This window comes from Altererythrobacter sp. CAU 1778 (assembly GCF_054482795.1).
This window is the reverse complement of record NZ_JBTLRP010000001.1, coordinates 1,222,052-1,243,916: the sequence shown is the minus strand read 5'-3', so window position 1 is coordinate 1,243,916 and position 21,865 is coordinate 1,222,052. Positions and strand designations below refer to the sequence as shown.

At 64.3% G+C, this 21,865-nt stretch carries 23 protein-coding genes, 1 tRNA gene and 1 pseudogene; 7 read left to right on the top strand and 18 right to left on the bottom strand.

Going from position 1 to position 21,865, the window contains the following annotated elements; all coding sequences use genetic code 11:
- Positions 1 to 38: 38 nt before the first annotated feature.
- The 6 genes from ACXYN8_RS05865 to ACXYN8_RS05840 form a co-directional block, all read right to left on the bottom strand.
- Entirely contained in the window at positions 39 to 545 is a 507-nt protein-coding gene (locus ACXYN8_RS05865; protein WP_458888381.1) for a YdcF family protein, read from the bottom strand.
- Between the two features lie 154 nt (positions 546 to 699).
- Positions 700 to 1,605 (bottom strand): 30S ribosomal protein S6--L-glutamate ligase, encoded by a 906-nt coding sequence (gene rimK, locus ACXYN8_RS05860; RefSeq protein ID WP_458888380.1) that lies wholly within the window; start codon positions 1,603 to 1,605, stop codon positions 700 to 702.
- 10 nt (positions 1,606 to 1,615) lie between these two features.
- On the bottom strand, positions 1,616 to 2,077 hold the full coding sequence (locus tag ACXYN8_RS05855) for an ATP-dependent zinc protease family protein (protein ID WP_458888379.1): 462 nt from the start codon (positions 2,075 to 2,077) through the stop codon (positions 1,616 to 1,618).
- Positions 2,067 to 3,107 (bottom strand): YncE family protein, encoded by a 1,041-nt coding sequence (locus ACXYN8_RS05850; RefSeq protein WP_458888378.1) that lies wholly within the window; start codon positions 3,105 to 3,107, stop codon positions 2,067 to 2,069. Before ACXYN8_RS05850 ends, ACXYN8_RS05855 begins: the two co-directional genes overlap by 11 nt.
- A gap of 58 nt (positions 3,108 to 3,165) precedes the next feature.
- Positions 3,166 to 4,995 (bottom strand): M2 family metallopeptidase, encoded by a 1,830-nt coding sequence (locus ACXYN8_RS05845; RefSeq protein ID WP_458888377.1) that lies wholly within the window; start codon positions 4,993 to 4,995, stop codon positions 3,166 to 3,168.
- Between the two features lie 72 nt (positions 4,996 to 5,067).
- Positions 5,068 to 5,832, bottom strand: a complete 765-nt coding sequence (locus tag ACXYN8_RS05840; protein ID WP_458888376.1) for an alpha/beta fold hydrolase — start codon at positions 5,830 to 5,832, stop codon at positions 5,068 to 5,070.
- A gap of 81 nt (positions 5,833 to 5,913) precedes the next feature.
- Here ACXYN8_RS05840 and ACXYN8_RS05835 point away from each other — a divergent pair, with 81 nt between their 5' ends.
- Genes ACXYN8_RS05835 through ACXYN8_RS05825 form a run of 3 tightly spaced genes read left to right on the top strand, consistent with a single transcriptional unit; the run spans position 5,914 to position 9,004 of the window.
- Positions 5,914 to 6,357, top strand: a complete 444-nt coding sequence (locus tag ACXYN8_RS05835; RefSeq protein WP_458888375.1) for a MarR family winged helix-turn-helix transcriptional regulator — start codon at positions 5,914 to 5,916, stop codon at positions 6,355 to 6,357.
- Positions 6,350 to 7,408 (top strand): HlyD family secretion protein, encoded by a 1,059-nt coding sequence (locus ACXYN8_RS05830; protein ID WP_458888374.1) that lies wholly within the window; start codon positions 6,350 to 6,352, stop codon positions 7,406 to 7,408. The genes ACXYN8_RS05835 and ACXYN8_RS05830 overlap by 8 nt, the downstream gene beginning before the upstream one ends.
- 3 nt (positions 7,409 to 7,411) lie before the next feature.
- Complete coding sequence (locus tag ACXYN8_RS05825) at positions 7,412 to 9,004, top strand: DHA2 family efflux MFS transporter permease subunit (RefSeq protein ID WP_458888373.1); 1,593 nt, start codon at positions 7,412 to 7,414, stop codon at positions 9,002 to 9,004.
- Here the strand turns inward: ACXYN8_RS05825 and ACXYN8_RS05820 are convergent, their stop codons facing one another.
- The 7 genes from ACXYN8_RS05820 to ACXYN8_RS05790 form a co-directional block, all read right to left on the bottom strand.
- Positions 9,005 to 9,457 (bottom strand): GFA family protein, encoded by a 453-nt coding sequence (locus ACXYN8_RS05820; protein ID WP_458888372.1) that lies wholly within the window; start codon positions 9,455 to 9,457, stop codon positions 9,005 to 9,007. It abuts the gene before it with no gap.
- The gene (locus ACXYN8_RS05815; RefSeq protein ID WP_458888371.1) at positions 9,454 to 10,011 is read right to left on the bottom strand and encodes an aspartate-semialdehyde dehydrogenase; all 558 of its coding nucleotides are present in this window, start codon (positions 10,009 to 10,011) and stop codon (positions 9,454 to 9,456) included. Before ACXYN8_RS05815 ends, ACXYN8_RS05820 begins: the two co-directional genes overlap by 4 nt.
- A gap of 4 nt (positions 10,012 to 10,015) precedes the next feature.
- Positions 10,016 to 11,041, bottom strand: coding sequence for an aspartate-semialdehyde dehydrogenase (locus ACXYN8_RS05810; RefSeq protein ID WP_458888370.1), 1,026 nt, complete (start codon positions 11,039 to 11,041; stop codon positions 10,016 to 10,018).
- Between the two features lie 95 nt (positions 11,042 to 11,136).
- Positions 11,137 to 13,473 (bottom strand): S9 family peptidase, encoded by a 2,337-nt coding sequence (locus ACXYN8_RS05805; protein WP_458888369.1) that lies wholly within the window; start codon positions 13,471 to 13,473, stop codon positions 11,137 to 11,139.
- Positions 13,474 to 13,583: 110 nt separating this feature from the next.
- Complete coding sequence (gene rplS, locus ACXYN8_RS05800) at positions 13,584 to 13,955, bottom strand: 50S ribosomal protein L19 (RefSeq protein WP_458888368.1); 372 nt, start codon at positions 13,953 to 13,955, stop codon at positions 13,584 to 13,586.
- Between the two features lie 40 nt (positions 13,956 to 13,995).
- Positions 13,996 to 14,691, bottom strand: coding sequence for a tRNA (guanosine(37)-N1)-methyltransferase TrmD (gene trmD, locus ACXYN8_RS05795; RefSeq protein WP_458888367.1), 696 nt, complete (start codon positions 14,689 to 14,691; stop codon positions 13,996 to 13,998).
- Positions 14,688 to 15,023: a hypothetical protein gene (locus ACXYN8_RS05790; protein ID WP_458888366.1), complete on the bottom strand. Its 336-nt coding sequence runs from the start codon at positions 15,021 to 15,023 to the stop codon at positions 14,688 to 14,690. The genes trmD and ACXYN8_RS05790 overlap by 4 nt, the downstream gene beginning before the upstream one ends.
- An 80-nt stretch (positions 15,024 to 15,103) precedes the next feature.
- Between ACXYN8_RS05790 and ACXYN8_RS05785 the strand changes: the two genes are divergently transcribed.
- A complete protein-coding gene (locus tag ACXYN8_RS05785; RefSeq protein ID WP_458888365.1) occupies positions 15,104 to 16,021 on the top strand; it encodes an NAD(P)/FAD-dependent oxidoreductase in 918 nt (305 codons plus the stop codon).
- Here ACXYN8_RS05785 and rimM read toward each other — a convergent pair.
- The 5 genes and pseudogenes from rimM to ACXYN8_RS05760 form a co-directional block, all read right to left on the bottom strand.
- The gene (gene rimM / locus ACXYN8_RS05780) at positions 16,018 to 16,518 is read right to left on the bottom strand and encodes a ribosome maturation factor RimM (RefSeq protein WP_458888364.1); all 501 of its coding nucleotides are present in this window, start codon (positions 16,516 to 16,518) and stop codon (positions 16,018 to 16,020) included. The two genes, ACXYN8_RS05785 and rimM, sit on opposite strands and share 4 nt — an antisense overlap.
- Positions 16,519 to 16,670: 152 nt before the next feature.
- A pseudogene (rpsP, locus tag ACXYN8_RS05775) lies at positions 16,671 to 17,123 on the bottom strand (30S ribosomal protein S16); the annotation flags it as partial.
- Between the two features lie 38 nt (positions 17,124 to 17,161).
- Positions 17,162 to 18,643, bottom strand: a complete 1,482-nt coding sequence (gene ffh / locus ACXYN8_RS05770; RefSeq protein ID WP_458888916.1) for a signal recognition particle protein — start codon at positions 18,641 to 18,643, stop codon at positions 17,162 to 17,164.
- A 119-nt stretch (positions 18,644 to 18,762) separates the two neighbouring features.
- A tRNA-Ala gene (locus tag ACXYN8_RS05765) sits at positions 18,763 to 18,838 on the bottom strand.
- A 118-nt stretch (positions 18,839 to 18,956) separates the two neighbouring features.
- Complete coding sequence (locus ACXYN8_RS05760; protein WP_458888363.1) at positions 18,957 to 19,286, bottom strand: TIGR02300 family protein; 330 nt, start codon at positions 19,284 to 19,286, stop codon at positions 18,957 to 18,959.
- 180 nt (positions 19,287 to 19,466) lie between these two features.
- Between ACXYN8_RS05760 and aroA the strand changes: the two genes are divergently transcribed.
- Genes aroA through ACXYN8_RS05745 form a run of 3 tightly spaced genes read left to right on the top strand, consistent with a single transcriptional unit; the run spans position 19,467 to position 21,672 of the window.
- Positions 19,467 to 20,783: a 3-phosphoshikimate 1-carboxyvinyltransferase gene (gene aroA / locus ACXYN8_RS05755; RefSeq protein WP_458888361.1), complete on the top strand. Its 1,317-nt coding sequence runs from the start codon at positions 19,467 to 19,469 to the stop codon at positions 20,781 to 20,783.
- Positions 20,780 to 21,052 carry a CBU_0592 family membrane protein gene (locus ACXYN8_RS05750; protein ID WP_458888360.1) on the top strand — a complete coding sequence of 91 codons (273 nt, stop codon included), beginning with the start codon at positions 20,780 to 20,782 and terminating at the stop codon, positions 21,050 to 21,052. The genes aroA and ACXYN8_RS05750 overlap by 4 nt, the downstream gene beginning before the upstream one ends.
- Entirely contained in the window at positions 21,049 to 21,672 is a 624-nt protein-coding gene (locus tag ACXYN8_RS05745) for a (d)CMP kinase (protein ID WP_458888359.1), read from the top strand. Before ACXYN8_RS05750 ends, ACXYN8_RS05745 begins: the two co-directional genes overlap by 4 nt.
- The last annotated feature ends 193 nt before the right edge of the window (positions 21,673 to 21,865 follow it).

The following is a 21,865-nucleotide window of genomic DNA, read 5'->3' as shown; positions in this document are numbered from 1 at the left end:
TGGACTAAGGCGCAACCGGTGGTGGGCTGTTGCCGCACTCAGTTTCCGGTCACGAGGTAATGGTTGTAAAAGTAGACTTCGCGAAGAAGGAAGCCGGCTTTCGCTTGCCACGATCGGTAACGACTGGTTGGCGTGGGTGCCGAGGACGCGTCCATGCCCAGATCCTCCGCCATCTTGAGCGCTCTCTTCAGGTGCAACGGATCGCTCACGACCAGTGCAGTCTTTAGCTTGTGTTTCCGCAACAGGCGGCGGGCCTCGACGAGGTTTTGCCGAGTGGTGCGGGACACGGTTTCGGTCAGGATCGCATTTGCAGGCACGCCCTGCTCGAGCGCGTAGCGCTTCGCGACGAGCGATTCCGCGACCTTTGCACCTTCGCCATATCCGCCAGTGAAAAGCAGCCTGCGCACTCTTCCGGCGTGGTAGAGAGCAATCCCATGCTTGATACGCTCTTCGAACACAGGCGAGGGCCCCGTCGGATAGGCCGCCGCGCCGAGGACGATCGCAACATCGGCATCGCGCTCGCTGTTCTGATTCCCCGCCGCCACAATCTACGTCGCAAGTACGATCAGCCAGACGACGGCAATCAGGCCAGCGCCGATGAGCACCTGCGAACGTTTCACTAGCTGACCTGCAAGACCATCGATCTCGTTCCCGCTTCCGCTATCGGGCCACAAGGGAACTTGGATTTTTCCCTAACGTCTAACCCTTGCCCTTCGTCTTCGTCTTCCCCGCCTTCGCATTGGCCGCCGTGAACTCGATGATCAGTCCGGCGACATCCTTGCCGGTCGCCTTCTCGATGCCTTCGAGACCCGGCGAACTGTTCACTTCCATGATCACCGGGCCGTGGTTGGAGCGCAGCATATCGACGCCGCAGACGTTGAGACCCATGTGCTTGGCCGCGCGCACGGCGGTTGAGCGTTCTTCGGGCGTGATCTTGATCACCTCCGCGCTGCCGCCGCGGTGGAGATTGCTGCGGAAATCGTCCGCCGCGCCGGTGCGCTTCATCGCCGCGACGACCTTGCCGCCGACGACCAGCGCGCGGATGTCCGTGCCGCCGGCTTCCTTGATGAACTCCTGCACCAGGATGTTGACGTTGGCGCCGCGGAACGCCTCGATCACCGACTTGGCACTGCTCATCGTTTCGGCGAGCACGACGCCGATGCCCTGCGTGCCTTCGAGCAGCTTGATGACGACCGGCGGCCCCTTGACCGCCTTGATGATCTCTTCCGCCTGCTTGGGATCGTTGGCGTAGGCGGTCAGTGGCAGGCCGAGGCCATACTTGGCGAGAATCTGCATGGAACGCAGCTTGTCGCGGCTGCGCCCGATGGCGACGCTCTCGTTCAGCGGCCACACCCCCGACATCTCGAACTGGCGCAGGATGGCGAGGCCGTAATTGGTGATGCTCGCCCCGATACGCGGGATCACCGCGTCGTACCCCTTCACCGTATCGCCATTGTAGGTGATGGTCGGGCGGTGGCTGGCGATGTTCACCGTGCAGCGCGTGGTATTGAGAATGTCGAGTGTATGGTCGCGCGCCTCTGCCGCCTCCTTCAGTCGCTGGTGCGAATAGAGGTCGGGATTGCGCGCCAACATGGCGATCTTCATCGGGGGATCCTTAGGGTTTGTGGCCTTTTACGGGGGTGCGGCCGGGGGTCTGGAGCCAGCTGTGGCCCGAATCGACGAGGAACCGGCGGCGCAGAGAACTGCGGCCGATCAGCATCGGGAATTGCATGTCGCTGCGGTCGGCAAGGCTGATCTCCGCGCGGAACGTCAGGTCACCGATGGTGAGCGGGGTCTTGATGACGTAGCGCCGCTGCGTCTCGCCGTTGGAACTGGTGATGCCGCGAATGTCTACGTGTACCGCTTCGCATACCTGCCGCACGTGCTGGCGGGCGAAATCGACGGCGAAGCGGACGTATTGCTGCCCGTCGCGGGTAAATTCCTCCAGCACCTCGCCGTGAAGCGAGGATGTGCGCGCGCCGCTGTCGATCTTCGCCGGGATACCGGAGAGACCCAGTTCGGGCAGCTGCACCAGCTCGCGCCAGCCGACCACGGCGAGCGGTTTCTTATCCGCCATTCCCGCCCTCCCCGATCAGCGCGAGGCCATCGCCCTGCCGCCCCACGGCGAACCGCCGGCGCACCTTGCCGCTGGCGTAATCGATCTCGGCCACCGTGTCGGTGCCGGTTTCGGCAGCATAGATGCGCTCGCCGTCCGCAGACCACAGGATGGTCACCTGAAAGCGTCGCTCGGCGTCGTCACGGCCCGATACCGGGATCGTGCGCAGCACTTGTGCGGTGTCGAGGTCGATGACGCTCAGCGCGCCGTCCTCCATATCCGAAGTCACCGCGACGTCGCCCTGGGGACGAATGATCAGCCGCAGCGGATAAGCGCCCACGGGAACGGTGCGGCGCTTTTCCAGCGTGCGCGGATCCAGCTCGACAACGGAATTGGCGGCGCGCGCGGATATCCACAGCGCATCGCCGTCTGGCGACACGGCAATACCCTCGGGCTCGCCTTCCAGCGGCACGCTCTTCAGCGCTTTCGCCTCGTCGAGGTCGAGCAGCGAGACCGTGTGGTTCATCATGTTGGCCGTCCAGCCGCGCGTGCGATCGGGCGAGACTGCCACCATGTGCGAGCCGCCCCGCCCGGTCTTGATTTCGGTCAGCTGCGGGCGTGCGCCGAGCGGGTCGGAGATGACCATCAGCGCCTCGCGCCCTTCCGCTGTCACGTAGATGCGATCGCCCTGCCCATCCGCCTCGGCAAGCCAGGCGATGCCGTGCGGCTTCACCGCTCCGCCCAGTTCGATGGAGGCGACCTGCGCCAGATCGCTCGCGCGGAAGATCGCGACGGTCGTGCCGCCATAGCAGGCGAGCGCCACGTGAGCGCCGCCGGGGGAGGCTGCCATTTCATGCGGGTCTTCGCAGCTGTCGACACGCTGCGCTTCCTTCCCGGTACCGAGATCGATCTTCGACAGTGTGCCGTCACCCTTGTTGGTGACGAACAGGAACTGCCCGGCAAGCGCGGGGTCGGGTACGATGGGTGGCGGATCGGCCTTCGCGCCGCAGGCGGCGAGCGCGAGAAAAGCCGGGAGAGCATATCGCATCATCCCGGCCCCTCTATCATTGCTCTGGCGCATTGGAAACGCGCTCTGCTGCGTCAGACGATCACCAGCCTTCGGTCTGGCCTTCGTTCTGTTCTTCCAGCCAGTCCATCAGCGGCTTGAAGTATTCGACCATCGCCTTGCCGCTCATCTGGCGCGTGCCGGTGAACGCTTCCAGCGCGTCGGGCCAGGGCTTGCTCGCGCCCATTTCAAGCATGGCGTTGAGGTTCTTTCCGACTTCCTCGTTGCCGTAGAACGAGCAGCGATGAAGCGGTCCTTCCCAACCGGCCTGATCGCAGGCCGCCTTGTAGAACTGGAACTGCAGGATGCGAGCCAGGAAGTATCGCGTGTAGGGCGTATTGCCCGGAATGTGATACTTCGCGCCCGGATCGAAGGCGTCCGCAGGCCGCTCGACCGGCGGAGTGATGCCCTGATACTCCAGCTTCAGATCGTGCCACGCCTTGTTGTAGGTTGCAGGGGTGATCGAACCGTCGAACACGCCCCAGCGCCACTTGTCGACCAGCAGGCCGAACGGCAGGAACGCGACCTTGTCCATCGCCTGACGCAGCAGCAGGCCGATGTCCTTGTCGGCACCCGGTACCTCCGAGCGATCGAGCATGTCGATCTGCACGAGATACTCCGGCGTGATCGACAGCGCGATCATGTCGCCAATCGCCTCGTGGAAACCGTCGTTCGCGCCGTTGAGGTAGAGGTAGGGCTGCTCCTTGTAGGCCCGTTGGTAATAGTTGTGACCGAGTTCGTGGTGGATGGTCACGAAGTCGTCCGCATTCTTCTTGATGCACATCTTGATGCGGATGTCGTCCTTGTTGTCGAGATCCCACGCGCTGGCGTGGCAGACGACTTCGCGGTCGGCAGGCTTCACGAACATGGAGCGGTTCCAGAACGTCTCCGGCAGCGGGTCGAAGCCGAGCGAGGAGAAGAACTGCTCGCCCACCTTGACCATGTCGCGTTCGGAATAGCCCTTCGCCGTGATCAGGTCGGTGAGGTCGTACCCGATGTCGCCAGCCCCTTCGGGCGCGACGAGCGGGTAGATGTTGCCCCATTCCTGCGCCCACATATTGCCGACCAGGTCGGCCCGGATCGCGCCGGTCGCGGGCTGGACGTCATCGCCGTACTTCTGGTTCAGCTTGGTACGGACATAGGTGTGCAGCGCCTTGTAGAGCGGCTCCACCTCGGTCCACATCCGTTCCAGTTCCGCGCTGAATTCCTCGGGCGGCATGTCGTAACCAGAACGCCACATGGCGCCGGTGTTGTCGAAACCCAGCTCCTTCGCGCCGGCGTTGGCGATTTCAACCATGCGGGCGTAATCGTTCTTCATCGGGGTACCGACATTGGTGTGCCAGCTGGCCCACATCTCCGCCAGTTCGGCGGGTGTCCGCTCGATATTGCCCATTTCGGCCTCGATGTCGGAGCCGTTGATTTCCTTGCCGTTCAGAACGCCCTTGCCCTTGCCGTATTGCGACTGGAGGCTCGTGGCGATCTCGTTCAGTTCGGTCGCGGCACCGGCAGTCGTGGGTGCCGGCAGGACGATGCCATTGCGCAGGATGTCGAGCTTGCGCGCGGTCTCCGCATCGAGGCCCGGGACGTTGGCGTATTTCGCGGCTTCGAGCGCGTAGGCGACGGACTTCTCCGTGCCCGTCGCGCCGACCTGCGCGGCGAGCGCGTCCGTATCGTCAGTGATGTAGGTCGCGTTGATCCAGTAAACCTTGCTGGCTTCGAGCGAGTAATCGAACAGGTCCTTCTCGGCAGCGGCGATAAAGGCTTCGGCATCTTCTGCGGTCGCGGCCTGGGTGTCCTGTGCCTGCGCAGGCGCGGCAAGAGCGACGGCGAGCGTGAACAGCGGCGCGGCGAGCGCGGTCTTGGCGAATTTCATGGGTAAGCGATCCTCGTCTTCGTGATTGTTCTGTTTCGATTGATACCAGTTTGAACCTGTGACGCGGCTTAATCAAGCGGACAGGAAGGCAACCAGCTCATCGCCCAGCGCGCCCTCGGTCACGGAGCTCATGTGCGTGCCGGGAATGGTTGCTAGCGTCGCGTTTGGCAGGGCGTCGACCAACGCCTGCGGGTCGCCATTGTCGCGATCCTTGTCGCCGCAGAGAACTAGTGTGGGCATGGCGATGGCCTGCAATTCGTCAGCATCGGTATCCTCGACAGAGAGCAACAGCAGCCTTGCGGCGTCGCGGTCGACATCCATGGTCTTCATGAAGCTGACCGCCATGAAAGCGGGATCGCCGCGCTTCACGTCGTCGAACCGGTCGATCGCGTCGATGAAGAAAGCGGAGCGGTTGTGCCAGCCGGAAAGGCCCTGCAAGCCCATGCCGGATAGCACCAGCCGGCGCGGCGTGACCCCGTCGATCACGGCGCGCGCGGAGGTTCGCGAACCGAGCGAGAAGCCGACAAGGTCGAAGTCTTCCAGTTCCAGCGCGGCGACCAGCGCCTGAACGTCTCGCGACAGCACACCGGGCGGGTAATGCAGCGGATCGCGCGGCTTGTCGCTGTCACCATGCGCGCGCAGATCGGGCATGATGACGTCGCAGCCCGCTTCGACAAGCTTCGCCGCGTGACCGAAGCGAACCCAGTTCATCTCGGCACTGGAAAACAGGCCGTGAAGCATCAGGACCTTACGCCGGGTGTTTCCTTCGCCCATGCGATGCACGGCGAGTTCCGTGCCATCGAAACTGGCGATGCGGGTGGTTTGCAGATCTTTCATGGTCAAATCCCCTAACGGCAAAATCAGCCCAGGACACCCGCCCTGTTGCAGATAGTAAGCACCCTTATTATATCGACGCGCATGATTTCCAACATCGGATACAAACTCGCCGACAATTCCCGCTTACTCCGTCGGCGGTTCGACGAGCGGGTTCGCGGGCTTGGCCTGACCGCCGTACAGGCCCGCCTGCTCCTCTCGCTGGAAAAGCACCCCTGCCAGAACCAGGCTTTCTATGCGGAGCGGCTGGAAGTCGAACCGATCACTCTCACCCGCATTGCCGACCGCATGGAAGAATCGGGCTGGCTGGAACGTTTGCCCGATCCGCAGGACCGACGCGCGCGTATCCTGCACCTTACCGACAAGAGCCGCGAAATCGTCGACCCACTTCGCCTCGCGGTGGACGGTCTCGTGGACGATATGCTGGTCGGACTGGACGCATCCGAACAAGCGGCGTTCTCGCGCCTGTTGCAGATCGTGTCCGACAATCTCGAAGCCGCCGGGCTGAAGGAGGCCGCCAATGGCTGACGCGGGCGCACAGGCAATGCCCGATGCAGAGAACGGGGCGCCCGCCGCGCGGCCCGCGCGGCGCTGGGGGCGGCTGGCCCTCATGCTTGCCGTGCCGCTGGTGCTGGCCGCGGCGGGCCTGTTCTACTGGCTGAGTCTGCAAGGGCAGGTCAGCACGGACAATGCCTATCTCCAGCAGGACAAGGTCAGCGTCAGCGCGCAGGTCGGCGGCGAAATCACAGAAGTGCTGGTGCGCGAAGGCGACGAGATTGCCCAAGGCCAATTGCTCTTCCGCATCGATCCTGAACCCTACCGCCTCGAAATTGCGCAAGCCGATGCGGCGATCGCGACCGCGCAGGCCGATCTTACCGCACGCGCCAACGATGCTGACCTCTCCAACGCCGCGATCGACGGTGCGCGCGAGGACATCGGCTTCGCGCAGGCCAAGTACGAACGTGTCCGAGCGCTGTGGGAACGTGGCTTCAGCACCAAGGCCGATTACGAGGCTGCGCAGCACGCCGTGTCGCAGGCGCGCGAAAGCCTGCGGCTGGCCGAGGCGCGGCAGCAGGCTGCGCGCGCACAACTTGCCACCGGAGCCGCCGTGCCGGGCGAGAACCCGCGCATCGCCTCTGCCGAGGCGCAGAAGGAAAGCGCTGCCCTGTCGCTGCGACGGACCGAAGTCCGCGCACCGATGGCGGGCCGGGTCGCACAGGCGGATCGCTTGCAGGTCGGCCAGCAGGTCGCCTCCGGCCTGCCCATCGTCACGCTGGTCGCGGACGGCACCAGCTACGTCGAGGCCAATTTCAAGGAAACCGACCTCGACGACATGCGCGAAGGCCAACGGGCGGAAATCCATTTCGACGCCTACCCGGACCTGAAGCTGGAGGGCCGCGTCGCCTTCATCGGCGCTGGCACGGGGTCGGAGTTCTCCGTCCTCCCCGCCCAGAACGCGACCGGCAACTGGGTGAAAGTGACGCAGCGCGTGCCGGTGCGGATCGCGATCACGACGAAAAGCCCGCGCCGCCTGATTGCCGGGCTTTCCGCCGAAGTCACGGTCTTCACGGACGAATAGCGCATGGCGAGCGCCGCCAGACCAGCCGCCCCGACCAGCCGACCGGGCGCTCCGCCACAGCCACTCGCCGACGAGGCGCAGCTGCCGGTGCGCAATCACATGCTGCTGATCGTCGGGATCATGGCCGCGTCCCTGCTGCAGGTGCTCGACACAACGATCGCCAATGTCGCCATCCCGCATATGCAGAGCGCGCTTGGCGCGACGGCGGAATCAGTTACCTGGGTCCTGACCAGCTACATCATCACCTCCGCCGTCGCCCTGCCCGTCACCGGCTGGCTGGCGGACCGGATCGGTGCGCGGCGGCTGTTCATCTTCTCGGTCGCGGGATTTGTCGGCACTTCGATGCTGTGCGGGCTGGCGCAGAACCTCGAAGAAATGGTGATTTTCCGCGCGATGCAGGGGATTGCGGGCGCTTTCATCGCACCGCTCAGCCAGAGCTTCATGCTCGATACCACCAAGCCCAGCCGCCACCCGCAGATGATGGCAATCTGGGGCATGGGCATCATGATCGGCCCCATTCTCGGCCCGGTGCTGGGCGGCTGGCTGACCGAGAACTGGAACTGGCGCTGGGTCTTCTACGTCAACCTGCCCATCGGCATCCTCAGCCTCGCGATACTGATGGCGAACCTGCCTCAGCGCGAGCAGCGGACGCGCAAGTTCGACATCGCCGGCTTTGCGATGATCGCCGTGGCGCTGTGCAGCTTCCAGCTCATGCTCGATCGCGGCCAGCAGGCCGACTGGTTCGAGAGCATGGAAATCTGGCTCTACCTGATCCTTTGTCTTTCCGCCGCCTGGATGGCGATCATCCACCTGACCACTGCGCGAAACGGCCTGTTCGACCGTGCGCTGTTCGCGGATCGCAATTTCGTCATCGCGATGACTTTCATGTGCGTGGTCGGTGCCGTGCTGTTCAGCGTCATGGCGCTTATGCCCCCGATGTTGCAGGGCCTGTTCGGGTACGATGTGATCGACACCGGCCTCGTCCTGATGCCGCGTGGCATCGGCGTGCTGCTGTCGATGCAGATCGCGGGTTTCCTGATGCGCAAGGGCTTCGACGCGCGACCCGTGGTGGCGATGGGGTTCCTGATCTGCGGCATCTCCCTGTTCGAGATGAGCCATTGGTCGCTCGCGGTCGACCGCTACAATATCGTGTTCTCCGGCCTCGTGCAGGGGCTCGGCATCGGGCTGGTGTTCATTCCCCTCAACGTCAGCGCGTTCGCCACCCTGCCCCCCAGCCTGCGGACTGACGGGTCGGGCCTGCTCAACCTGACCCGATCCCTCGGCGCGTCGGCCGGGATTTCGATGATGACGGTGCTGCTTGCCCGCAATATCCAGACCAGCCACGCCGATCTGGCCAGCGATGTCACGAGCAGCACGATCAGCGCCATCGATGTATCGGCTGTCGACCGCTTTCAAAGCTTCGGCGATGTCGCGATGCGGCTGGTCGATGCGGAGATCAACCGGCAGGCGGCGATGATCGCCTATATCGACGACTTCTACCTGATGATGTGGATCAGCTTCGCGGCAATTCCGCTGGCGTTCCTGATGCGCCGCAACCAGGCGCCGGGCGGCCCGCCCCCTCCCCCGTCGGAATGATCAGTCCGGCTGGCGGCCTTCGGCCTTCACCCACTTGTCGACCAGCGGCTTGTGTTCTTCCGTGCGGATGCACGGCAATGCGGAGGTTTCTAGCCAGCTTTCGTGGATCATGCTTTCCGCGCCGAAGTGATGCGCGGGCCGGAAATCGGCAGGATCGTCGAAACTGCCGACCGTGAGGTCCATCTTGGTGGCATCTTCGGTGAAACGGAAACCCAGCGGCGTGCCGCACTCCGCGCAAAACGGGCGCTGCGCGATGGGTGAGCTGTCGTACCAGTCGGCCTCACGCTCCCACGCCATCGTGTCGAGCGGAACGGAGACGAAGCTCGCCGCAAAACCGCCGGTCGCGCGCTGGCACATTCGGCAGTGGCACAGATACGCCTCCTGCGGGTCGACCATTGCGCGGTAGCGAACGCGGCCACACTGACAGCCGCCGGACATTTCCCGCGCGCTCATCGGAAGAAACAGTTCACGCCAGCATTCAGCGACGCGACGTTGCCCTGCGCATCGACGAAGCCGCCGATGTCCGCCCCGTCGGCGGAGGCGTAGCTGAACTCTCCGTCGAGCGTGGTGTCTTCCACCATCGCTGCCTGCCGTTCGCCCTGCAACTGGGTGAAGGGGACGCCGGTGGCGATACCGTCGACCGTTACGATATTGTCAGAGCCTTCGGCGAACCAGCCGACGAGCCTGTCGTCCTGGTAATTCAGCGTTAGCCCGTCAAAGGTGCTGAACTGCACCGGACCGGCGCCGCACTCCGCGTTCTCACCCCGCTCGCCAGGCTCGCCCAGCACCGCCGCGACTGCGCTGTCGACCTCGCTGCGTCCGGCGTTGAAGCGGAAGCTCTCGGAGCCCGCGGCAACGCCGTCTGCGCTCAGGACCACCTTGCCCTGTGCCACAGGTTCGCTGGGCGCCGGCGCTTCGGCAGGGGCTTCCTCCTGCGCGCCGCCGCCGCTGGCATCGCAGCCGGCAAGAGCGAGACTGGCGATCAGGCTGACGGCGATGGCGCGCATGGACTTATCCCTTCTTCAGATGGCGGCGGCCGAGCAATTCGGCGATCTGGACAGCGTTGAGCGCGGCGCCCTTGCGCAGATTGTCGGAAACGCACCACAGGGTCAGGCCGTTCTCGATCGTCGGATCCTCTCGCACGCGGCTGACGTAGGTCGCGCCGTCGCCAGCACTTTCCACGGGCGTAACGTATCCACCATCCTCGCGCTTGTCGACGAGCATGATGCCCGGTGCTTCGCGCAGGATGTCCATTGCCTGCTGCGCCGTGATTTCATTCTCGAACTCGATGTTCACCGCCTCGGAATGGCCGACGAACACGGGCACGCGGACGCAGGTGGCGTTGAGCTTGATCTTCGGATCGAGGATCTTCTTGGTTTCGACCACCATCTTCCACTCTTCCTTGGTGGAGCCGTCGTCCATGAACACGTCGATGTGCGGGATGACGTTGAAGGCGATTTGCTTGGTGAACTTGCGCGGTTCGACCGCGTCACCGACGAAGATCGCGCGGCTCTGCTCGAACAGTTCGTCCATCCCTTCCTTACCGGCGCCGGAAACGGACTGGTATGTGCTCACCACGACGCGCTTGATCGTCGCGACATCGTGCAGAGGCTTCAGCGCCACGACAAGCTGCGCGGTGGAGCAATTGGGGTTGGCGATGATGTTGCGCTTGGAATAGCCGTCGATCGCGTCGGGGTTCACTTCCGGCACGATCAGCGGAACGTCGGGGTCCATGCGGTAGAGCGAGGAATTGTCGATGACGACGCAGCCTGCGGCCGCGGCCTTCGGCGCATATTCCTTCGCCGGGCCGCTTCCGGCAGCGAACAGGGCGATGTCCCAGCCGGTGAAATCGAAATGCTCGATGTTCTTGCACTTCAGCATCTTACCGGTGTCGCCGAACTCGACTTCGCTTCCGACCGACCGGCTGGAGGCGACCGCCGCGACTTCGTCGCAGGGGAACTCGCGCTCGGCGAGGATTGCCATCATCTCGCGGCCCACGTTCCCGGTCGCGCCGACGACTGCTACCCGATAACCCATTGTTCGATTACTCCATCATGCAAGGCGCGCGGACATAGCGCGATAGCACCGCGCCGCAAAACAATTCGCCTTGTTCGCGGACAAGCGGGACTGCCCTATTCGGGCGGCGTGATCCCGTGCCGGTTGAGGAAGGCAAAGATCGTGTTCCACAGGTGCGGGCTGATGTTCTCCCCACTGACGCGGTGCGTGTAACCGGGATACAGCATCATCTCGAACGGGCGGTTGGCTTCCTGCAGCGCCGCGATCAGCTCGCTGGAGTTCTCGAACACGACGTTGTCGTCGGCCATGCCGTGGATCAGCAGCAGCGGATCGGCGATCTTGCCTGCGTCGGGAATGGCGCTGGCGGTCGCATAATTCTCAGGCCCGTTCGCCGGGTCGCCCGCGAACCGCTGGGTCGAGGGATCGCCCATGTAGCGCTCGGTATAATGGGTGTCGTAAAGCTCCCACTTGGTGACCGGCGCGCCGGAAATGCCGGCTGCGTAGAGGCCGGGGTCGGCCTCCTGCTGCTTCAGCGTCATGTATCCGCCGTAGGACCAGCCATAGAGAGCAATCTTGTCGGGATCGACGAAGGGCAGCGTCTTGAGATATTCCGCCCCCGTCTTCTGGTCTGTCACTTCGACCCCGCCCATAGCGCGCCAGATCGGCTGTTCGAAGGCGACGCCGCGGTTGGCGCTGCCGCGGTTGTCGATCTCGAACCAGATGTAGCCCGCATCGACCACCGCTTGCTGCAGCGCGCCGTCCCAGCCGTGCGTCACGACCTGCACGTGCGGGCCGCCGTAGTGGTGGAAGAACACGGGATAACGCTTACCTGTCTCCATCTCGGGCGTGACCATCTTCCAGTAGAGGTCGGTCGTCCCGTCCGCTGCCTTGACCGTGCCGTATTGCGCCGGCCGGTGGCTCGGCAAATAGGGCGCGTAGGGGTGATCGGGGCCGAGCGCATTCTCCTCCACCCACGCGAGGCGCTTGCCGGTCGCATCGGCAAGGTAGGTCTGCGGCGGCTGGTCATGGCTTGAGCGGCTGATGAGCAGCGTCTTGCCGTCCTTGTCCATGCTGGCGGTGTGCGTGAAGCCAGCCTCCGTCAGGCGACCCGGCTTATCCGCACTGCCGATGGTGAAACCGTAGACGTGCTGTTCGAGCGGATTGTCCTCGCTCGTCGCGGTGAAGAATACCCGCCCCGCCTCCTGATCGATTCCGACCAGCTTCGTGACTGCGTACTGTCCCTTGGTGAGCTGCCGGTATCCGCGCCAGCCCTCTTCTGCGAGATACTGGTAGATATGGCCGAAGCCATCACGCTCGCTCCACCACAGAAGCGAACCGTCTTTCAGGAAGCGATAGTCGTCGGACAGGTTGACCCAGTATTCTTCCGAGCCTGTGGCGGCGGTCTGCGCCGCTTCTTCCTGCACCACCACTTCGCTTGCCCCGGTCGCGGGATCGACGCGCAGCAGGTCGAGCCAGGTCTGTGCGCGGTTCTGGCGCTGGACGTAGAGATTGCCATCGGGCGCCCAGTCCACGCGGGCGAGATAGAAGTCCGTCGGATCGGCGGCATTGTAATAGGGCGCGCGCTGGTTGGAGGTCAGATCCACTTTCACGCGGTTCTGCCCGTCCGGGTCCATGATGTAGAGTTCGACGATGGCGTTGGCGCTGCCCGCGACGGGGTAGCGCTGATCGAATACCCTTGTGCCCGTCGCGCCGATGGCTGCGCGGGTGACGACGCCGACCGGGCTTTCGTCGGTGCGCTGCACGGCGATGCGGCTGTCGTCGGGCGACCACCAGAAGCCGGTCATCCGCCCCATTTCTTCCTGCGCGACGAATTCCGCCTCGCCCCAGCGGATGGTGTCGGCTTCCCTGGGCGTGATCGGTCGCGCTTCCTCGCCGACCTTGCCGGTCCAGACCTGCCGGTCGCGCACGAAGGCGAGCCATGTGCCGGTGTCGCTGAGCTTGGGATTGAGTTCGCTTTCCTCCGTATCGGTCAGCCCCGTCACCGTCCCGTCGAGCCGCGCGAGGTAGAGGTCGCCGTCGAGCGGGACCAGCACGCCCTCGCCATCATCGGCCCACTGGTAGGTGATGATGCCCTTGAGGTTGCCGACGCGCGCGCGCTCACGCTGCATCTTCTCGTCTTCCGACAGTTCGCGGCCCGTGCCGAGCTTCTCGCTGTCGACCAGCATCCGCCATTCGCCGTTCTCGCGGTCGTAGCCCCACAGGTCGTAGCGTTCACGGTCGTCCGCGCGGTTCCGCAGCAAGGTAAGGTACCGCCCATCCGGTGACAGCTTCATCTGCCGCGGGCTCGCCCCGTCGAGCGGTGGTGAGGCGAACACCCGTTCGAACGTCAGGTCCGGCCCATCCTGGCTCACTTCGCGATCCTGCGCATGGACAGGCCCGGAAACAGGCACGGCAAGAGCGAGCGCGACGAGCGCGGGCAGGAGTGTTCGCATGGCAAGGCTTTCATGTTCCCGGAAAGAAAAAGGGCGCCCCGGTTCTAGCCCGGAGCGCCCTCTTTGCAACTGTTGCCCCCGCGCTCTGCGGGGATGAAAGCGAACCGCGCTTACGCGTCGGCCTTCACGGTCACCTTGCGCTCGGCGATACGAGCGCGCTTGCCGGTGCGGCCGCGCAGGTAATACAGCTTGGCGCGACGCACGACGCCGCGACGCACCACGGTGATGCTGTCGACGATCGGCGAATAGAGCGGGAATACGCGTTCCACGCCCTCGCCGAAGCTCATCTTGCGCACGGTGAAATTGCTGCCCATGCCGCGGTTCTGGCGCGCGATTACGACGCCTTCGAAATTCTGCACACGCTCACGCGTGCCTTCCACGACCTTCACGCCGACGCGAACGGTGTCGCCCGGGCGGAATTCGGGGATGTCCTTGCCAAGGTTCGCAATTGCCTCGGCTTCGAGTTCCTGGATAAGGCCCATGCCTTGTCACCTTCTTTTATGCCTGCGCGCCAGAGGCAGGTCAGTCCCGAGCGTTCCTGTAACGCTCCCAAAGGTCTGGCCTGCGTGACCGTGTATCAGCCTCGGCCATGGACTTGCGCCATGCCGCGACCTTCGCATGATCCCCCGATCGCAGCACTTCAGGGATCGTGCGCCCTTCCCATTCCTGAGGTCGGGTAAACTGCGGGTATTCGAGCAAGCCGTCTTCGAACGACTCTTCATGCCCGCTGTCGGGGGCGCCCATTACGCCGGGGAGCAGGCGAATGCAAGCATCCAGTATGGCAAGCGCGGCCGGTTCTCCGCCCGAAAGGACGACGTCGCCAAGACTGACCTGCTCGATCTGCGGGCGGGCTTCGAACAGGCGCTCGTCGAACCCTTCGAACCGGCCGCACAGGATGGTGACCCCCGGCCCCGCCGCCAGAGCTCGAATGCGCGACTGATCGATGGGCCGTCCGCGCGGCGTCATGGCGAGCACGGGTCGCGTATCGGCCACACTGTCGAGCGCAGAGGCGAGCACATCGGGTTTCAGCACCATCCCCGCCCCGCCGCCTGCGGGCGTATCGTCAACGGTGCGATGCTTGTCGGTGGCGAAGTCGCGGATTTGCACCGTCTGGCAGGACCAGTCCCCCCGCTCCAGCGCCCGCCCCGCCAGCGACACGCCAAGCGGCCCGGGAAACATCTCGGGGTAAAGGGTGAGGATGGTTGCGGCGAAGGTCATGGCTTGTGAATTTTCCTGAGCATGAATACGGTTATCATTGCGACCACCGAATAGACGAGAGCCGGCGCAAACTCAAAATAGACCGCTTCGACAAATGAGAGTGGGCCGGGGTCTGCCAGCTCGTAATCTGCAGCCGCCTGCCATTGTTCGGGCGAAAGTCTGATCGGCCAGAACAACCGCGCGGCGCCCATGGCTGTAAGCAGGAATGCCGGAGCAGCCATTACGAAGCGACGAAATCGCGGAGTACGACCCTTCGACGTCGCCAGCAGACCGAGATGTATAGCCGCGACGAGTAGCGCGGAGGCCCCACTGACAATGAGGATATAGAGCATCGCGCTTCCACCAAGCTAACTGCTTGCCCCGCCCCTAACCCGCCGCGCAACCCAATGCCATCCCGTGCGTTGGCTGAGGAATGGACGAAATCGACGACTGCATCATTATCGGCGCCGGACCTGCGGGATTGACCGCGGCAATCTATCTCGCGCGCTATCATCTCAACATACGCCTGTTCGACAGCGGGACGAGCCGGGCGGCGTGGATACCCTGCACGCATAATCACGCGGGCTATCCGGATGGGATCGCGGGCAAGGAACTGCTCAAGCGCATGCACGCGCAGGCCAGAAAATACGGCGCACTGCTCGAACGCACGCGGGTGGAGCATCTGGCAAAGACGGGCGACCACTTCACCGTCGGCACGGAAAGCGGCACACATACCGCGCGCAGCGTGCTGCTGGCGACGGGCGTGATCAATCGGCGACCCGATGCCCTGGAAGACGATGTTCACGATGCCGCATTGGCAGGCGGGATGCTGCGCTATTGCCCCGTTTGCGACGGATATGAAGTCACGGACAAGAAAGTTGCCGTCATCGGAACAGGGGATCACGGCACTGCCGAGGCGCTGTTCCTGCGCGGATTTACCGCTGACCTCACGCTAGTCTGCCCTCATGGCGACCACGATCTCGACGGAGATTGCCCGGCCAGGCTCGACGATGCGGGGATCGCGCGTGTTGCCGGGCCATGCGGCGGTTTCGCGATTGAGGGGCAGCAGCTGGGCTTCGACACGGCGAAGGGGCGCATGACGTTCGACAGCGTCTATCCCGCCCTCGGATCACACATCCGCTCCGAACTGGCGGAGGCAGCGGGCGCCGCGACGACCGAGGAAGGATGCATTCTCGTCGACGATCATCTGGAAACGAACGTCCCGGGCCTGTTCGCTGCCGGCGACGTGGTAAAGGGACTCGACCAGATCAGTCATGCGATGGGTCAGGCGGGCGTTGCGGCGACCACCATTCGCAACCACTTGGCGAAGAAACGTCCGATCCGGCGCTAGTCCTCGACGAAGTTGGCGCTGACGATCAGCTGCTGATCGTCCCAACTAGGCACCGCCTGAGCCGTCAGGGGGACCATGAACTTGCGCCCATCGGGCCGTTCGATCTCCACAATGTCGGTCGCGCCGAAGTTCTCGACCGCGTGAACCGTGCCGATTGCTACGCCACCGTCGGTTACGACGGCGAGCCCGACCAGGTCGGCGTGGTAGAACTCCCCTTCCTCCAGCGGAGGCAGCGTATCGCGCGGGACGGATAGCGTGGTTCCGCGCAGCTTTTCTGCGGCGGTACGATCCGCCACCTGGTCGAAGCGGGCGATTGCCCCGCCCTTGCCGTCGTCGCGCAGCTTGGTGAGGATCAGGACGCCGCCGTCGACATCGGCCTCGAACCGCTTGTGCGATTTCAGAGCGGCCAGACCATCACCCAGCAGCTTGAGACGGACTTCGCCCGTCACGCCGTGCGCACCGGTAATGGCGGCAAGAGTGACGGGCGTATCCGGCATCGGAGCGATTACTCGCCCTTGTCTTCGGCAGCGTCTGCAGCCGGAGCTTCATCCGCCGTAGCAGTGTCGTCGGCCTGCTCGTTCGTCGGGCCGCCTTCGGCGATTTCCTCGGCGATCGCGGCCTTGTCTTCGGCGGTGTCGCCGTCCTTGGTTTCGCCTTCGGCAGCGTCGGCGACCGCTTCGGCGGTCTCTTCGCTCTTCACCGAACCCGTGGCGTCGTTTTCGGCCGAAGCCTCTTCCTCGGCGGCCTTTGCAGCTTCTTCGGCTTCAGCAGCCTTGGCCGCCTTTTCCTCAGCGCGTTCCTTGGCCTTCTCGCCGGGCTCTGCCTTATTCGGGTTGTTGCGTGCTGCGCGTTCCTGAATACCGGCAGCGTCGAGGAAGCGGGCGACGCGGTCGCTCGGCTGTGCGCCGACGCCGAGCCAGTAACGCACGCGGTCTTCGTTCATCTGGACGCGCTTCTCGTCGTCCTTGGCCAGCAGCGGGTTGTAGGTGCCCAGCTGCTCGAGATACTTGCCGTCGCGCGACCGGCGGCTGTCGGCAGCCACGATGCGATAGTAGGGACGCTTCTTCGCGCCACCGCGCGACAGACGGATTGCAATTGCCATTGTTCGTTACCTTTCCAAATCAAATCACTGAATAAAAATCATTTCTTGCGGAGCATGTCCTGAAGATCAGGGGGCAGCGTATCCATGTCGACGCCCGGACCCTTGCCACCAAGGCCTCCCATGCCGCCCGGCATTCCGCCGCCCATTCCACCAAGACCGGGCATGGCGGCGCCCATGCCACCCTTGCCGAACAGCGCGCCGAGGCCCTTGAGGCCACCCATCTTCTTGATCTGCTTCATCGCGCGGCCCATTTCCTGATGCATTTTCAGCACCTTGTTGACCTCTTGTACAGAAGTGCCCGAACCTGCCGCGACGCGCTTCTTGCGCTTGGCATTCATCAATTCGGGGCGTGCGCGTTCCTTTTCCGTCATCGAACCAATGATCGCGTCCATGTGGACCAGAACCTTGTCGTCCGTGCCGCTCGCCGCCATCGCGGCCTTGGCCTTCTTGAGACCCGGCAACATCCCGGCGAGCATCCCCAGCCCGCCCATCGACTGCATCTGCCGCAACTGGGTACGCAGGTCGTTGAGGTCGAACTGCCCCTTCGCCATGCGCTTCGCCAGCGCTTCGGCATCTTCTTCCTTGATCGTCTGCGCGGCTTTTTCGACCAGGCTGACGACATCGCCCATGCCGAGGATGCGACCCGCGACGCGCGAGGGATTGAAAGCCTCCAGTGCGTCGAGCTTCTCGCCGGTGCCGGCAAACTTGATCGGCTTGCCGGTGACATAGCGCATGGAAAGCGCCGCACCGCCGCGCGCATCGCCGTCCATCCGCGTGAGGACGACGCCGGTAAGGTCGACTTCGCCGGAGAAATTCTGCGCGACGTTGACGGCATCCTGGCCGGTCAGGCTGTCGACCACCAGCAGCACTTCGGTGGGCGCGGAGACAGCGGCGACGGCCTTCATCTCCTCCATCAGCGCGGCATCGACGTGCAGACGGCCTGCGGTGTCGAGCAGCAGAACGTCGGTGTTCTGCAGGCGCGCCGCTTCCATCGCGCGCTTCGCGATGTCGACCGGCGCCTGGCCGACGATGATCGGCAGGGTCGCGACATCGACCTGCTCGCCGAGCACCTTGAGCTGTTCCTGTGCCGCCGGACGGTTGACGTCGAGCGAGGCCATCATCGGCTTCTTGCCGTGCTTTTCGCGGATGAACTTGGCGAGTTTCGCCGTGGTGGTCGTCTTGCCCGAACCCTGCAGGCCGACCATCATGATCACGACCGGCGGTCTGGCTTCCAGCACCAGCGGGGCCGTGCCTTCGCCGCCGAGCATCTCGACCAGCTCGTCATTGACGATCTTGACCACCTGCTGGCCCGGCGTGACCGAGCGCAGGACTTCCTGGCCGATCGCCTTCTCGGTGACCGCGTCGACGAAGCGGCGAACGACCGGCAGCGCGACATCGGCTTCGAGCAGCGCGATCCGCACCTCGCGCATCGCGTCGCGCACGTCCTGTTCGCCCAACGCACCGCGACCGCGCAGCTTGTCGAAGACATTGCCGAGCCGGTCTGACAGGCTGTCGAACATGGCGCTCACCTACTCCTAATTTCGGACCACGGCCCGAAAACGCGAAAAACGCCGGCGGACGAAACCTCGTCGGCCAGCGTTGCGGATTTCCCGAATGAAATCCGACTTATATGAGCGAATGGTGGAGCCTAGCGGGATCGAACCGCTGACCTCTACAATGCCATTGTAGCGCTCTCCCAGCTGAGCTAAGGCCCCGTGCCATTCATTTCCGGTGCGCCACTGGTGTACGGCGCCCCGGCCCTTGCGGGAGGCAGCCCTTTATTCAAGGCCTGCCCCCAGCGCAAGCATCAATTTCCGTTCAGTTATCGCCCGATCAATTTTCGGCCGCGTCGTCATCGTCGCCCTTGGTCTTGGTTTCGACACCGAGATCGTCGTCACCGCCGAGATCGACTTCGTTGTCCGGCGAATCCGAATCCTCGTCGATATCCTCCAGATCGTCATCCGCCAGATCGCTGTCGGATTCCTGTTCCTTCTTCTTCTTCTCTTCCTCGAACGGGATCGGCTGCTTGGCCTTGAGCACAGGCTCAGGCGTCCAGCTGTTGCCGCATTCGACGCAGGTCGCCGGGTCCTCGTTGCCGAGATCGTAGAACCGCTCCCCGCATTTCGGGCAGGTCCGCTTCGTGCCCCATTCCGGTTTGACCATTGCAATATCCTTTGTGCACCCGGACCATGCATTTACGGCCCGGCGAAAATCTCTCGAATGTGATGGTGGTGACGCGGGCCGAAATCAAGGCCGCAGATATGTCACGAATCACAGGCGGGCGCGCCTTGCCATAGGGCCGGTGCGCTGTCAAAAGCCGCCCGCCCTTCAACGCGAGCCGATATGACCAGCCCTCACCGTTTCTTTCCGTCCCAGCCGCTGACCGGCACGATCCGCGTGCCGGGCGACAAATCGATCAGCCATCGGTCGCTGATGCTGGGGGCGCTGGCGGTGGGCGAAACACGGGTGACCGGACTGCTGGAAGGCGAAGATGTCCTCGCCACTGCCGCCGCGATGGAGGCAATGGGCGCGTCGATCGAGAAATCGGGCGCGGAGTGGCGGATCCACGGCGTCGGCGTCGGCGGTCTGCTTCAACCGCGCGGCGCGCTGGACATGGGCAATTCGGGCACCAGCACGCGCCTGCTGATGGGCATCGTGGCGAGCCATGGAATCACCGCGACCTTTACCGGCGACGCCAGCCTGTCCAAGCGCCCGATGGGCCGGGTGACGGAGCCACTGTCGCGCATGGGGGCAAGCTTCACTGCCTCTCCCGGTGGCACTCTGCCCCTGACAATGCACGGCGCCTATCCCGCCGTGCCGATCGAATACCGCCTGCCGGTCGCAAGCGCACAGGTGAAGAGCGCCGTGCTGCTTGCAGGCTTGAACACCGCTGGCATCACCCGCGTCATCGAGCCGGTGCCGACGCGTGATCATTCCGAACGGATGCTGCGCGGCTTCGGCGCGAATCTGCGGGTCGAGGAGGTCGATGGCGAGCGGGTCATCGAAATTCACGGCGAGGCCGATCTGCGCCCGCAGGTGATCGAGGTGCCGGGCGATCCGTCCTCCGCTGCCTTTTTCATCGTCGCTGCGCTGCTGGTTCCCGGCAGCGACCTCACCATCGAAAACGTCGGCCTCAATCCCACGCGCGCTGGTCTCGTCCAGGTTCTGCGCGACATGGGCGGAGACATCGCCGAACTGAACCCGCGCGAAGTCGGGGGAGAGCCGGTCGCCGACCTGCGCGTGCGCTACTCGCAACTCACCGGGATCGACGTCTACTCGGCGATTGCCCCTGCCATGATCGACGAGTTTCCGGTGCTGTTCGTCGCCGCGGCGCTCGCCAGCGGAACGACCACCACCAGCGGTCTCGACGAATTGCGCGTGAAGGAAAGCGACCGCCTTACCGCCATGGCCGACGCTCTGACGGCGATCGGCGCGAGGGTAGAGGAAAGCGAGGATGGCCTCACCATCCAGGGCAGCGGTGGCGAACCGCTGCGCGGCAGTGCCAATGCGCCGATCGTCACCCATCTCGATCACCGCATCGCCATGAGCATGGCCGTTGCCGGTCTGGCCAGCCGCGATGGCGTCGAGGTCGACGACACCGCCCCGATCCGCACCAGCTTCCCGAACTTCATGCCGTTGCTTGAAAGCGCGGCGGGATGAGCTTCGATGTCTATACCATGGTCGGCTTCGTCGGCATGGCCTGCATCATCGCAGCCTATGCCTACCTTACGTGGAAGGACGCGCCGAACCCCTATATCCTGCATGGCACCAATCTGGCTGGCGCAGCGCTGCTGACGGTCTCGCTGCTTGTCCACACCAACTGGCCCAGCCTCGTGCTCGAAGGGTTCTGGGCCGCCATTGCCCTGTGGGGCCTGACCAAGGCATTGCGGGAACGGCGTGCGCGTCGCCCATCGGAAGAAACGGCGTGATCATCGCCGTCGATGGCCCGACGGCTTCGGGCAAGGGCACCATCGCCAAGGCGCTCGCTGCGCACTTCGGCCTCCCGCACCTCGACACCGGACTGCTCTACCGCGCGGTCGGGCGACAAGTGGAACTGGCCGGCGGCGACCCTGACGACCCGGCGGACGCAATCGCGGCAACCGACTTCCGTGCTGGGCTGCTGGCCGATCCCGTGCTCCGAAGCGAAGCTACGGGTGGGCTGGCGAGCCGCGTCTCGGTCCATCCCGGAGTTCGTGAGCGCCTGCGCGAGCGACAGCTTCAATTTGCGCGCCAGCCCGGCGGCGCCCTGCTGGACGGGCGTGACATCGGAACGGTCATCGTGCCGGACGCCGACTTTAAGCTGTTCGTTGTCGCCAGCGTGGCAGCGCGGGCCCGGCGGCGTTTCCTGGAGATGCAGGCTCGCGGAGAAACCGTGACGCTGGATAGCATCGAAGCAGACCTTGCCGAACGCGACCGCCGCGACCGCGAGCGCGCGCATTCCCCGCTCGTAGCGGCCGAAGACGCCATCACGCTCGACACCTCGGAGCTGGACCGCGACGCTGCCATTGCCGCCGCCATCGCCATCGTCGAGGCGAAACTGGCCCTTTAGGGCGAGCCATCGCCGCCGCAATTTGCTTGCCTTTTTGGTCGATCCGACCTAGGCGCGCGTCCGTTCTCGACATCCCTCGATAGACGGAACCTTCGCGGCGGCATCCGGCCTCGCGGAGACACTCGGCCCTCTTGCCCCGTTGGCCCCAGCAATAGTGCGGGAGACGGGTAAAGACCCCGGTAAAACCGGTGGC

Bases quoted from the DNA above. Each gene is read 5' to 3' on its own strand.
- rimK (WP_458888380.1), bottom strand. From the start codon at position 1,605: ATGAAGATCGCCATGTTGGCGCGCAATCCCGACCTCTATTCGCACCAG.
- ACXYN8_RS05855 (WP_458888379.1), bottom strand. From the start codon at position 2,077: ATGGCGGATAAGAAACCGCTCGCCGTGGTCGGCTGGCGCGAGCTGGTG.
- ACXYN8_RS05850 (WP_458888378.1), bottom strand. From the start codon at position 3,107: ATGATGCGATATGCTCTCCCGGCTTTTCTCGCGCTCGCCGCCTGCGGC.
- ACXYN8_RS05845 (WP_458888377.1), bottom strand. From the start codon at position 4,995: ATGAAATTCGCCAAGACCGCGCTCGCCGCGCCGCTGTTCACGCTCGCC.
- ACXYN8_RS05840 (WP_458888376.1), bottom strand. From the start codon at position 5,832: ATGAAAGATCTGCAAACCACCCGCATCGCCAGTTTCGATGGCACGGAA.
- ACXYN8_RS05835 (WP_458888375.1), top strand. From the start codon at position 5,914: ATGATTTCCAACATCGGATACAAACTCGCCGACAATTCCCGCTTACTC.
- ACXYN8_RS05830 (WP_458888374.1), top strand. From the start codon at position 6,350: ATGGCTGACGCGGGCGCACAGGCAATGCCCGATGCAGAGAACGGGGCG.
- ACXYN8_RS05825 (WP_458888373.1), top strand. From the start codon at position 7,412: ATGGCGAGCGCCGCCAGACCAGCCGCCCCGACCAGCCGACCGGGCGCT.
- ACXYN8_RS05820 (WP_458888372.1), bottom strand. From the start codon at position 9,457: ATGAGCGCGCGGGAAATGTCCGGCGGCTGTCAGTGTGGCCGCGTTCGC.
- ACXYN8_RS05815 (WP_458888371.1), bottom strand. From the start codon at position 10,011: ATGCGCGCCATCGCCGTCAGCCTGATCGCCAGTCTCGCTCTTGCCGGC.
- ACXYN8_RS05810 (WP_458888370.1), bottom strand. From the start codon at position 11,041: ATGGGTTATCGGGTAGCAGTCGTCGGCGCGACCGGGAACGTGGGCCGC.
- ACXYN8_RS05805 (WP_458888369.1), bottom strand. From the start codon at position 13,473: ATGCGAACACTCCTGCCCGCGCTCGTCGCGCTCGCTCTTGCCGTGCCT.
- rplS (WP_458888368.1), bottom strand. From the start codon at position 13,955: ATGGGCCTTATCCAGGAACTCGAAGCCGAGGCAATTGCGAACCTTGGC.
- trmD (WP_458888367.1), bottom strand. From the start codon at position 14,691: ATGACCTTCGCCGCAACCATCCTCACCCTTTACCCCGAGATGTTTCCC.
- ACXYN8_RS05790 (WP_458888366.1), bottom strand. From the start codon at position 15,023: ATGCTCTATATCCTCATTGTCAGTGGGGCCTCCGCGCTACTCGTCGCG.
- ACXYN8_RS05785 (WP_458888365.1), top strand. From the start codon at position 15,104: ATGGACGAAATCGACGACTGCATCATTATCGGCGCCGGACCTGCGGGA.
- rimM (WP_458888364.1), bottom strand. From the start codon at position 16,518: ATGCCGGATACGCCCGTCACTCTTGCCGCCATTACCGGTGCGCACGGC.
- ffh (WP_458888916.1), bottom strand. From the start codon at position 18,643: ATGTTCGACAGCCTGTCAGACCGGCTCGGCAATGTCTTCGACAAGCTG.
- ACXYN8_RS05760 (WP_458888363.1), bottom strand. From the start codon at position 19,286: ATGGTCAAACCGGAATGGGGCACGAAGCGGACCTGCCCGAAATGCGGG.
- aroA (WP_458888361.1), top strand. From the start codon at position 19,467: ATGACCAGCCCTCACCGTTTCTTTCCGTCCCAGCCGCTGACCGGCACG.
- ACXYN8_RS05750 (WP_458888360.1), top strand. From the start codon at position 20,780: ATGAGCTTCGATGTCTATACCATGGTCGGCTTCGTCGGCATGGCCTGC.